Source organism: Streptomyces sp. NPDC059454 (assembly GCF_042749965.1).
Classification (GTDB): domain Bacteria; phylum Actinomycetota; class Actinomycetes; order Streptomycetales; family Streptomycetaceae; genus Streptomyces.
The window spans coordinates 26,643-34,249 of record NZ_JBHYVC010000081.1 but is presented as its reverse complement, the minus strand read 5'-3'; the positions used below and the strand labels follow the sequence as shown (position 1 = coordinate 34,249).

General features: G+C 71.8%; 9 protein-coding genes and 2 pseudogenes. 6 read left to right on the top strand and 5 right to left on the bottom strand.

Annotated elements, in window-relative coordinates; all coding sequences use genetic code 11:
• Nucleotides 1-124 precede the first annotated feature (124 nt).
• Nucleotides 125-388 (top strand): annotated as a pseudogene (locus ACFXAE_RS33215) (LysR substrate-binding domain-containing protein); the annotation flags it as partial.
• On the opposite strand, the pseudogene ACFXAE_RS33210 reads toward ACFXAE_RS33215, so the two are convergent.
• From ACFXAE_RS33210 to ACFXAE_RS33200, 3 genes and pseudogenes are all read right to left on the bottom strand, one after another.
• Nucleotides 373-732, bottom strand: a pseudogene (locus tag ACFXAE_RS33210) (SDR family oxidoreductase); the annotation flags it as partial. The pseudogenes ACFXAE_RS33215 and ACFXAE_RS33210 sit on opposite strands and share 16 nt — an antisense overlap.
• 83 nt (nt 733-815) lie before the next feature.
• Nucleotides 816-1,349 (bottom strand): GNAT family N-acetyltransferase, encoded by a 534-nt coding sequence (locus tag ACFXAE_RS33205; protein WP_384722430.1) that lies wholly within the window; start codon nt 1,347-1,349, stop codon nt 816-818.
• Nucleotides 1,350-1,354: 5 nt separating this feature from the next.
• Nucleotides 1,355-2,578 carry a CynX/NimT family MFS transporter gene (locus ACFXAE_RS33200; protein ID WP_384722424.1) on the bottom strand — a complete coding sequence of 408 codons (1,224 nt, stop codon included), beginning with the start codon at nt 2,576-2,578 and terminating at the stop codon, nt 1,355-1,357.
• Nucleotides 2,579-2,667: 89 nt separating this feature from the next.
• Between ACFXAE_RS33200 and ACFXAE_RS33195 the strand changes: the two genes are divergently transcribed.
• The 4 genes from ACFXAE_RS33195 (at nt 2,668) to ACFXAE_RS33180 (ending at nt 5,192) form a co-directional block, all read left to right on the top strand.
• Nucleotides 2,668-3,150, top strand: coding sequence for an RrF2 family transcriptional regulator (locus ACFXAE_RS33195; protein WP_384722421.1), 483 nt, complete (start codon nt 2,668-2,670; stop codon nt 3,148-3,150).
• Between the two features lie 243 nt (nt 3,151-3,393).
• The gene (locus tag ACFXAE_RS33190; RefSeq protein WP_384722418.1) at nt 3,394-4,215 is read left to right on the top strand and encodes a Scr1 family TA system antitoxin-like transcriptional regulator; all 822 of its coding nucleotides are present in this window, start codon (nt 3,394-3,396) and stop codon (nt 4,213-4,215) included.
• Nucleotides 4,212-4,397 carry a DUF397 domain-containing protein gene (locus tag ACFXAE_RS33185; RefSeq protein WP_384722415.1) on the top strand — a complete coding sequence of 62 codons (186 nt, stop codon included), beginning with the start codon at nt 4,212-4,214 and terminating at the stop codon, nt 4,395-4,397. The genes ACFXAE_RS33190 and ACFXAE_RS33185 overlap by 4 nt, the downstream gene beginning before the upstream one ends.
• 39 nt (nt 4,398-4,436) lie before the next feature.
• Entirely contained in the window at nt 4,437-5,192 is a 756-nt protein-coding gene (locus ACFXAE_RS33180) for an endonuclease/exonuclease/phosphatase family protein (protein ID WP_384722412.1), read from the top strand.
• A 6-nt stretch (nt 5,193-5,198) separates the two neighbouring features.
• On the opposite strand, the gene ACFXAE_RS33175 is transcribed toward ACFXAE_RS33180, so the two are convergent.
• The gene (locus tag ACFXAE_RS33175; RefSeq protein ID WP_384722409.1) at nt 5,199-5,795 is read right to left on the bottom strand and encodes a hypothetical protein; all 597 of its coding nucleotides are present in this window, start codon (nt 5,793-5,795) and stop codon (nt 5,199-5,201) included.
• Complete coding sequence (locus tag ACFXAE_RS33170) at nt 5,788-6,585, bottom strand: alpha/beta hydrolase (RefSeq protein ID WP_384722406.1); 798 nt, start codon at nt 6,583-6,585, stop codon at nt 5,788-5,790. Before ACFXAE_RS33170 ends, ACFXAE_RS33175 begins: the two co-directional genes overlap by 8 nt.
• A 189-nt stretch (nt 6,586-6,774) precedes the next feature.
• On the opposite strand from ACFXAE_RS33170, the gene ACFXAE_RS33165 reads away from it, so the two are divergent.
• Nucleotides 6,775-7,578: a lysophospholipid acyltransferase family protein gene (locus ACFXAE_RS33165; protein ID WP_384722427.1), complete on the top strand. Its 804-nt coding sequence runs from the start codon at nt 6,775-6,777 to the stop codon at nt 7,576-7,578.
• Nucleotides 7,579-7,607 lie beyond the last annotated feature (29 nt).

Below are 7,607 nucleotides of genomic sequence, written 5' to 3'. Positions count from 1 at the left end.
CCGGACTTCGCACCCCCCCCCCCACCCCGCCCGCCCCCGCCCGCCTCACCCCGCCCGGCGCGGCCGGCCGCGGCCGTGACCGCCACCAGGGAATCCCCGCGGGCGGAACCGGGTTGCCCACGGTGACGACGGTCTGGCCCCGGCCACGGCCGCCCGCGTGTCCCAGACGGCGACGGCCGTGCGCTGGGCCGCCCACGGGCTGGGGGTGACCCTCGTCCCGGCCTCGGCGGTGCCGCAGGGGTACGGGCACCTCGTGCGCCCGGTGTCCCCGGCCCTGTCCCGGCCCGTCATCGCCGTGGTCCGGCGGGACGCGGGCCCGGCGGAGACCGCCCTGCTCGGACTCCTGCGCCAGGAGACCTGGTCCGAGCCCGCTCAGAGCTGGGTGTAGCACCCGTCCACGGCGAGCTCGGCGCCGGCGGTGTACGTGGCGTCGAAGGCGAGGAACGCGGCCGCCCCGGCGATCTCCTCGGGCGTGCCGAAACGCCGCATGGGATTGTCCGCGACCCGCTCCGCCTTGAACCGCTCGGCGGCCTCCGCCGTCATCGTCCGCTCCAGGATTCCCGTGTCCACGGGACCGGGACTGACCGCGTTGACACGGATCCCACGGGACAGCAGGTCGCGGGAGAGGGTGCGGGCCATCGAGCGCAGGGCCGCCTTGCCGGCCGCGTAGACACTGGTCTCCGGCAGGCCCATGACGTTCGCGGCCGAGGTGGTGAGGACGACGCCGGCGCCCGCCGTTCGGATGCGCCTCGGCCCTCGGCCACCGCCGGTGCGGGATCCGTGCACGACGGGAGGCGGGCAGCCGAGGGGAGTCGCTACGGCGGCGACAGGAACACGACGATGTCCGTCTCCTCGCCGTGCACGGCCTCGGGCTCCTCCCACCCCTGGCGACGGTAGAAGGCGAGTGCGTCATGTGCCTGGTCCCAGGTCAGCAACCAGGACCGGCCGCCGGGCGCGGCGGTGGTGAGGTCGGACAACAGCCGTCCGCCCAGACCGGTCCCGCGGGCGTGGGAACGAACCCCCAGTTCGTCGACCTCGAAGGAACCGATCAGCAGTTCACCGACCCGGTCGGCGCCCAGGCGTCGCAGCACCTTGCCGTAGGCCCGGTCCGTGGGGAACGGGGCTTGGGTGATCCACCCTGTGGCGAACCCCGTCACGGCGCCGGTCTCGTCCGTGGCGATGACGGCCCGGAATCCGGGGCGATGCGCATCCCGTTTCAGGCGTTCCTGGAAGTCGTGCCGCGCGACGGCCGGGGAGCGGTGGGACCAGGGCGGAGCGGTGAAGATCTTGACGTACGCGTCGCCGAGGGCATCCAGAACACCCGGAATCCCCGGGCCGGAGCATCGCATGATCCTCACCGCCGGACCTCCGTGCCGTTGCCGTCGTACATCCGGGCTGTGGGAAGCAGCATCAGGGCAGCCAGTCCGCCCAGCAGGCCGAAGGCGAGGTGGAAGTCGCCCGTGGAGTCACGCAGCGCACCCACCAGCACCGGTGCCAGCGCGGCGCAGGCGTAGCCGACGAAGAAGGCCATCGCGCTGATCCGGCCGGCCTCGGCGGAGTCTTGGCTGGACACCACGGGCAGGGTGAGGACGAGGGTGAACAGACCGCCGTGGCCGATGCCCAACGCGACGATCCACAGCCACGTCGCCGCGCCCGGGGCGAAGGCCAGGCCCAGGAACCCGACGGCCGTCAGCGTGGTCGTCCACACCAGGCCCTGGCGTATGCTCCGGCCTTCGCCCAGCAGTGCCGGCACGACCAGCATGGACACGACCTGGATGGAGATCATCACGGTCAGCAGCAGACCGGCCCCAGCGGCGCTGTGGCCACCGTCGTCCTGCAACAGCGCTGCCACCCAGGCCAGTTCGCAGTAGTACAGCGCGGAGTTCCCCGCGGCCAGCGCGGTGATGCGCCATGCCTTGGCGCTACGCCAGGGCAGCCCGCGGGTCATCGGCCCCGATGGCGCGGCGACGCCGTCCGGTCCGAGGGTGCGTCCGGCCACGGACCACAGCACGCCGCCGGCCAGCGCGAGTACCGCCCATGAGGCCAGGGCGCCCGGCCAGGAGCCGATCGCGTCGGCCAGCGGCGCGCTGACCCCGGCCGCGACCGCGCCGCCGAGTCCGAGGCCGGCCGTGTAGATGCCGGTGACCAGTCCCACCCGGTCTGCGAAACGGGCCTTGACCACGGCGGGCAGCAGGGTCTGCGCTATCGCGATCCCGGCTCCGGCCGCGGCGGAACAGCTCAGTTGCAGCCAGGAGGACGCCCCGGCGGCGCGCGCCGCGGTGGCCAGGGTGATGACGGCCAGCCCCAGCAACACGCCACGGTGCAGCCCGAACCGGCGGGCGACGATCGCGGCGGCGGGCGCGCAGACTCCCATGGCCAGCGTGGGGACGGTGGTCAGCAAGGACAGGCCGGTCGCCGATAAGCGCAGGTCCGAGCGGATGTGGTCGGCCAGTGGTGACACCGCCGCGATCGCCGGCCGGAGGTTGGCCGCCGCGACGAACAGTGCTACGGCGGCCAGTCCGAGCGCCGAGTGTGCCGAGCGTGCCGATGCGGCCGGATGGCCCTGGGTATGCATCATGGACCCTTCGAAGTGATCTCGGATAATTTCTATCCGAGTTGATACCACAACTCGGACAGGAAGTGTCCGGGAAGGGCTAGAGTGGTGCCATGAAGCTGTCCAACGGCGTGGAGTGGGCACTGCACAGTTGCGTCACCCTCAGCCAGAGCCGCGACCCGGTACAGGCCACCAGGCTCGCCGAACTGCACGGCATCCCGCGGGCCTACCTGGCCAAACACCTGCAAGCGCTGTCCCGCGCGGGAATCGTCCACGCGACAGCCGGTCAGGTCGGCGGCTACGCCCTCACCCGGCCCGCGGCCTCGGTCACCATGCTCGAAGTGGTCCAGGCCATCGACGGCACCGAGCCGGCGTACCGGTGCACCGAGATCCGGCAACGCGGACCGCTGGCCGTCCCCGCCGAGCAGTGCGCACGCCCGTGCGCCATCGCCCGTGCCATGGCGGCGGCGCAAGAGGCGTGGTACCGCGCCCTCACCGCCGTGTCGATCGCGGACCTGGCCGCCGCCATCGACACCGACAGCGACGGCACGGCGATGGCGGACGTCCGGCGCTGGCTGGCGGGCTCCCACCGCTGACTCCGCTTCCAGTGGGGCGTTTCCTGAGGCCGGGCGACACGGTGGCGTATCCCAGTGCTACGCCGACCGTTCCGGGCGCGGTCCTGGACGCCCAGTCGGTGAAGCTCACCTCGTGATCGCATGCGGCTCGTACACGGTGGCTTGTACGGGCTGTGGTCAGGTGCCGCGCGTAACCCCGCCCGGCTGCCGAGGCGTTGTACGGCTGCAAGGTGTGCCGGTAACGCGACAAGGGGGTCGTCGTCCATGGCGAACGGCAGCACGCTTGAGTCGTCCGACAGTCTCAAGGCGTTCGGGGCGGCCTTGAAGACGTTCAGAGAACGTGCCCTGATGACACAGGAGCAGCTCGCCGAGCGGCTCAACTACTCCCATGCGTCCGTCGCCTCGGTCGAGCAGGGGCGCCGGATGCCGACCGCCGCCTTCGTCGAGCGGGCGGAGGAGGAGTTGGAGGCGTTCGGGGTGTTGCAGGCCATGGTCCGGCACCTCGGGCGGCAGCGGGGGCTGGCGGTGTGGTTCCGGGAGTGGGCCCAGTTGGAGGAGGTGGCGGTCGGCCTGTGCACGTACGAGTGCCGGGTGGTGCCGGGGCTGCTCCAGACCGAGGCGTACACGCGGGCCGTGATGCTCAACGTGCCGCCTCCGCCCAGTGAGGAGCAACTGGAGCAGCGGATCGCGGCCCGGCTGACGCGGCAGGAACTGCTCAGACGTCGGCCGCCGATCGCGTTCGGTTTCATCGTCGAGGAGTCGGTGCTGCTGCGGCACACCGGTGGTGAGGACGTCACCCGCGAGCTGATCGACCATCTCCTCGCCTCCACCGCGTTGTGGAACGTGGAGTTGCAGATCATGCCGCTGCGGCAGCCGTATCACGCGGGGACGGACGGGCCCATGCAGCTCCTCGAAACCCCCGAGCGGCAGTGGCTCGGGTATGCGGAGGGACAGAAGACAGGACAGCTGGTTTCCGACCGAGATGCGGTGAGCGTGATGCAGATGCGCTATGCCAGGATGCGCTCACACGCCCTGTCCCCAGCGGACTCGGTGGGACTGTTGCAGCGGATGAGGGGAGCGCTATGAGCATCGTCGGCGAGCTGCGCTGGTTCAAGAGCAGCTACAGCGGGTCCGAGGGCGACAGCTGTGTTGAGGTGGCCTTCGCATCCGAGGCCGTGCACGTGCGTGACTCCAAGACGCAGGACGGGCCGCGGTTCGCCGTCTCCTCGGCCGTGTGGCGTGACTTCCTCGGCCGCGTGGAGCGCTGACCCGCGTAACGTCGTGCCGGTCGGCGTATCTTGATCCGCATGGCGACGACTCCGCTGCTGCCCGACTCCCGGACCGAGTCCGACGGTTCGGCCGTCATCCGGGTGCTGAGCTACAACATCCGTTCCATGCGCGACGACACCGGCGCCCTCGCCCGGGTGATCGGCGCCTGTGCGCCCGACCTCGTCCTGCTCCAGGAGGCGCCGCGGTTCTTCCGCTGGCGCAAGAAGCTGGCCCGGCTCGCCTCGGAAACGGGCCTCGTCCTCCTCTCCGGGGGTGCCACCGCCGCCGGGCCCGCGCTCCTGTGCTCGCTGCGGGCGACCGTCGAGCGCACCGAGGACGTGCTGCTGCCGCTCACCCCCGGGCTGCACCGGCGCGGGTTCGCCACCGCCGTCGTACGGTTCGGGGGCGCCCGGATCGGCGTGCTGAGCTGTCACCTGTCCTTGCAGAAGGACGAGCGGTACGAGCAGGGCGGCATGCTCCTGGACCGGCTCGCCGGGATGGGCGTCGAGCACGCGGTCGCGGGCGGGGATCTCAACGAGCGGCCGGAGGGCCGGACCTTCCGGCGGCTGACGGAGAGCCTGACGGACTGCTGGGCGGCGGCACCGTGGGGCGGCGAGCACACCTCGCCCCGAGGCGAACCGCACCAGCGCATCGACGCCCTCTTCGCCACCAAGGGCGTCGAGGTGCTGGGCTGCGGGGTTCCGCTCGAGCAGCCCGGGGTGAGCGCGGCGGACCTGAGGGCGGCCACGGACCACCTCCCGGTCCTGGCCGCCCTCAGGATCCCGGCCGCGTAGCAGCGGTCAGACCACCGCGCCCCGCCCCGGGTCGTCGTCGTCCTCGTCGTCCGTGCGCATGCGCATCACCAGGGTGGCGAAGCCGCCCAGGAAACCGCCGATGCACAGGGTGGTCAGCCACCAGGTCATCTCCCAGCCGAGCAGGATCGCCAGCAGGAGCAGGAGCGGGCCGCCGAGCACTCCCAGCCAGGCGAACTTCGACGTGACGTCGGCATCCGGCAGCGGCGGCGGCTCCGGCGGGACGAAGTGGCCCTCGTCGGTCTCGTCGAGGTCGTCGTCCGAAGGTTCCCGCACGCTGTAGTCGCGCGGGCCGCCGACGCCGGGCGCGAAGGAGACGGAGCCGCCCAGCGGCTTGGCCGGCTTGTCCTCGGCCTTGACGGGAGCCTCGGCCTCCGCCCCGTCGCCGTTCGTCTCGGGCTCCAGCAGGGCCAGGTCCTCGATGGACTTGAACGGCTTGGCGCCCGGCGGGTCCGGCGGCTCCTCGCCGTACCCGGCGACGATCGCCTCCCACGCGGCGCTCTCGTCGAGGGGAACCCCCTTCTCCTCCGGCTCGCGATCCTCGCGCTCCTCGCGGTCCTCGCGGTCCGAGTCGTGCTCAGCCACCTGTGGTCGTCCCTTCCGTGCCGAGACCGGACTCCTTGACGGCGCCGGGTGCGAGCCGGCCGATGAACGCGGTGCTCTCCTGGAAGATCCGCTCCGCGTCATGGTCCAACGTCGCCACGTGGTAGCTCTGTTCCAGCAGGATCTCCGTGACGTCCGTCGACGACACCCGGCCGAGGATCCGCGCCGAGTCCGCGGGCGGCACCACGTGGTCCTGCGGGCTGCGCAGCAGCAGCAACGGCTGGGTGACCCGGGGCAGCTCGCCGTCGACGAGCCGGAAGAAGTTCCGCAGCGAGTACGCCGCGTGCAGCGGCACGCGGTCGTACCCCAGCTCCCGGCTCAGCGGCTTCGCGATGTCGCTCGCGATGCCCTTCGTCGCGGGGACGAGATGGCGCAGCACCGGAAGGGCGTGCGCGGCCACCCCGTGCACCTTGTTCGCGGGGTTCACGACCATCACCCCGCTCACCGCACCGCCGTGCCGCGCGGCCAGTCGCAGCGCCAGCGCGCCGCCCATCGACAGACCGGCGACGAACACCCGCTCGCGGCGGTCCAGCAGCAGCCGCAGCTCGCGGTCCACCTCCGCGTACCAGTCCTGCCAGCCGGTGACCCCGAGGTCCTGCCAGCGGGTGCCGTGCCCGGGCAGCAGCGGCAGTGAGACGGTCAGACCGCGCCCGGCGAGATGCTCGGCCCAGGGACGCAGCGACTGCGGCGAACCGGTGAAGCCGTGGCAGAGGAGGACGGCGGTCTCCCCGCCCTCGTGGCGGAACGGCTCGGCTCCGGTCAGGAGCGGCACCTTCGGCCTCCTGTTCGTAGGAAGGTCTGGTACGTCACGATGATCGCGGCAGGCGCCGCACACGGGTTGCAGGACCTTCACCGTACGCGACCGCACTGACACCGACCAGGGCCGTCGGGTCCCTTGTCGACGCTCCGGGATATGGTCTGACCAACACGCACAGGAGGCACTCGGTTGTTGTACGGCACGATGAAGGTCGCCATCGGAGGGCCGCTGAAGCTCGCCTTCAGGCCCTGGGTGGAGGGCCTGGGGAACATCCCCGCCGAGGGCCCGGCCATCCTGGCCAGCAACCACCTGTCGTTCTCCGACTCCTTTTTCCTCCCGGCCGTACTGGACCGCAAGGTCACCTTCATCGCCAAGGCCGAGTACTTCACCACCCCGGGCGTGAAGGGCCGGCTGACGGCCGCCTTCTTCAAGGGCGTGGGCCAGCTCCCGGTGGACCGCTCCGGCGCGCGCGGCGCGGGCGATGCCGCGATCAGGAGCGGCATCGAGGTCATCGAGCGCGGTGAGCTGTTCGGCATCTACCCGGAGGGCACCCGCTCGCCCGACGGCCGTCTCTACCGCGGCAAGCCGGGCGGCCTCGCGCGCGTGGCGCTGGCCACCGGAGCGCCCGTCATACCGGTCGCCATGATCGACACGGAGAAGATCCAGCCTCCCGGGCAGGTCGTGCCGAAGCTGATGCGGCCCGGTATACGGATCGGCAGGCCGCTGGACTTCAGCCGTTACCGGGGCATGGAGCACGACCGCTTCGTGCTCCGCGCGGTGACCGACGAGGTCATGTACGAGATCATGAAGCTGTCCGGCCAGGAGTACGTCGACATGTACGCCACCGCCATGAAGCGGCAGCTCACGGAGGCGGCCAAGGCCGAGAAGGAAGCGGAGAAGGCGGCGAAGGCCGCGCTCGCCCGCGCGGAGAGGGAACAGGCCGAGAAGCTGAAGGCCGCGATGGAGCAGGCCGACCGGGAGCAGGACGGGCGCCGGTCCGGCCCTTAGGGCCCGGACGCGGTGCTCGGGGGGAGTGG